Below are 2,134 nucleotides of genomic sequence, written 5' to 3' on the forward strand. Positions count from 1 at the left end.
GCGTTAAACGAAGGAATTATTCAACCGTGTTATATATGGGAAGATATAATATTTAGTCACGCTGGAGTTTCTAAAACGTGGTGTACGAATCATTCTATTAAAACGAACCTTCTTGAGATGAGTATCCAAGACTTATTTGAAAAGGATAAGATGGCATTCGGTTTTCAGATGCCTCATAAAATGAGTATGTTTCCTGATTGGAGTGGAGATGACGTATGGCAAAGTCCACTGTGGATTAGACCTAAATCGTTACACAAGGATAAACTTGATGGATACAGACAAGTGGTTGGTCACTCACAAGTTTCCAAAATAGCTGAACTTGATGGTATCATATTAATTGATTACCTTCCTAATGGATACTTAGTTATTGAAGATGGTGAATTTAAACCTGTAGACTTATGAAAAAACCTGAAATAAAAGTAAATGAATTTATAATTGGTGACGATGAGGTTCGTATTGAAGGCGGCTCAATATCTATCAACGATAAAGAGTTATTTGAAGATGAACTTGCCGAGTTAATTAAAGAAATGATAGATGCTTTGATTGATATTGTTGATAATCATACTGTTCAAACTACTTCCGATAAAAGGCGGTGGGATAAAGCAAAACAAGCACTTAAAAAAGCAGGGTGTGAAAATGATTCTTAAATCAGAGAGGCTTAACAGGGCTAAACCAATAATAGTTTTATCTATTAATACAGGTAAGATGTGGGGATTTGATGATGCAGACGATTTAAGAACATTTTTCTTTGGTCGTAACAGAAAATTCTATAAAGTAATGAGGGAAATTAACAATGAGTGATCAAAAACCAAGTTTTTACGCTGTAATACCTTCTACAGTTAGGTATGATGAAAGGCTGTCAAGTTCAGAAAAATTGTTTTATGCTGAAATAACAGCAATGAGTAATAAATATGGATATTGTTTTGCATCTAATGCTTACTTCTCTAAGTTGTTTGGTGTGTCAAAGAATACAGTTACTCGATGGGTTGGTGGTTTAAAAGATGCTGGTCATATAAGAGTAAATAATATAAGAGATGGCAAGCAGATAGTTGAGAGGAGGTTATACCCTATACTCAATAATGATGATACCCACCCACAAAAATGTAGTGAGGGTACTAACATAAATGGTGATAACCCTACCCACAAAAATGGTGAAGATAATATTATAAATATTAATACTACAAGTAATAATATACCTGATAGGGATGAAGTGATTTCATATTTTAATGAGAATGGCTACTCCAGAGAATCAGCTATTGAGATGTATAACTACTATAACACATCAGTAGAGGATAATCCTAACTTGCAGTATTGGAGGGATAGTAGGGGTAATATGGTAAAGAACTGGAAGATGAAAGCCAGATCAGTATGGTTTAAAGATGAGAACAAGAAGAAAACCACCTCATCAGGCATACAATGGGGTTGAATCTTTTAAAATAGTTATATATATTCCTATAAGAATTAACACAAATACAGAGGTAATTATGCCAGAATTAAAGACAAAGAATGAAATACAACAGGTATTAGAAGGTTTCTCAAGATACCAAAGGCACATGCTAAAGGCACTTGTGTACTGCTACATACAGACAGATGATATTGATATGTTAGACACTATAGATGAGATGTTCTTGTATGAGCATAGATGGGAGTTTTTTGATAAGCATACAGATTCAGAGCTGCTCTACCAGACGCATCACTTAGAAGAGTTTGTGGACAAGTTATACGACATTTTTAACTTTAATGGGAAATAACAATGAAAAACTGGAAGGAAGTACCACATTTATTTGTGGGTAATTTTGAAATTATAACATCGTACTTAAAGGGTCATTTAGATAAGGTAGAATGGCACAAGGAATCACAGAGGTATTTACTATACACGCATAATAGGTGGTTTGATGTTGAGGGGTGTAAACTTATAGCTCGCCCTATATCAGATATGAGTGATGATGAGATTAAAAGCCTATATGAATCTTATAGAGAAGGCAGATATCAGGAAATGATTAATTTTGGCAGAACAAAAAATGAATTAAGAAATGCCATTAGTCAGGTCAAAACATTTGCTTATCAGGAGCTTCTATACCTACTAAGTATAGGCTGCTACCCCTTTAATCAAGACAATCCTAAAGACGTTATT

6 protein-coding genes are annotated in these 2,134 nt (G+C 34.0%); all 6 read left to right on the forward strand.

Annotation, left to right across the window (positions count from 1 at the left end; translation table 11 throughout):
* Nucleotides 1–402 (forward strand): hypothetical protein (locus VK998_RS05165; RefSeq protein WP_325226270.1); only part of this gene is annotated, 402 nt, incomplete at its 5' end.
* Nucleotides 399–647: a hypothetical protein gene (locus tag VK998_RS05170; protein WP_325226272.1), complete on the forward strand. Its 249-nt coding sequence runs from the start codon at nucleotides 399–401 to the stop codon at nucleotides 645–647. The genes VK998_RS05165 and VK998_RS05170, both read left to right, overlap by 4 nt.
* On the forward strand, nucleotides 637–801 hold the full coding sequence (locus VK998_RS05175; protein ID WP_325226274.1) for a hypothetical protein: 165 nt from the start codon (nucleotides 637–639) through the stop codon (nucleotides 799–801). Before VK998_RS05170 ends, VK998_RS05175 begins: the two co-directional genes overlap by 11 nt.
* Nucleotides 794–1,426 (forward strand): helix-turn-helix domain-containing protein, encoded by a 633-nt coding sequence (locus tag VK998_RS05180; protein WP_325226275.1) that lies wholly within the window; start codon nucleotides 794–796, stop codon nucleotides 1,424–1,426. Before VK998_RS05175 ends, VK998_RS05180 begins: the two co-directional genes overlap by 8 nt.
* Nucleotides 1,380–1,751 (forward strand): hypothetical protein, encoded by a 372-nt coding sequence (locus tag VK998_RS05185; RefSeq protein ID WP_325226276.1) that lies wholly within the window; start codon nucleotides 1,380–1,382, stop codon nucleotides 1,749–1,751. Before VK998_RS05180 ends, VK998_RS05185 begins: the two co-directional genes overlap by 47 nt.
* A 2-nt stretch (nucleotides 1,752–1,753) precedes the next feature.
* A partial coding sequence (locus tag VK998_RS05190) for a hypothetical protein (RefSeq protein ID WP_325226278.1) occupies nucleotides 1,754–2,134 on the forward strand: 381 nt, incomplete at its 3' end.

It is taken from the genome of Schnuerera sp. (genome assembly GCF_035459645.1).
Lineage (GTDB): Bacteria > Bacillota > Clostridia > Tissierellales > Tepidimicrobiaceae > Schnuerera.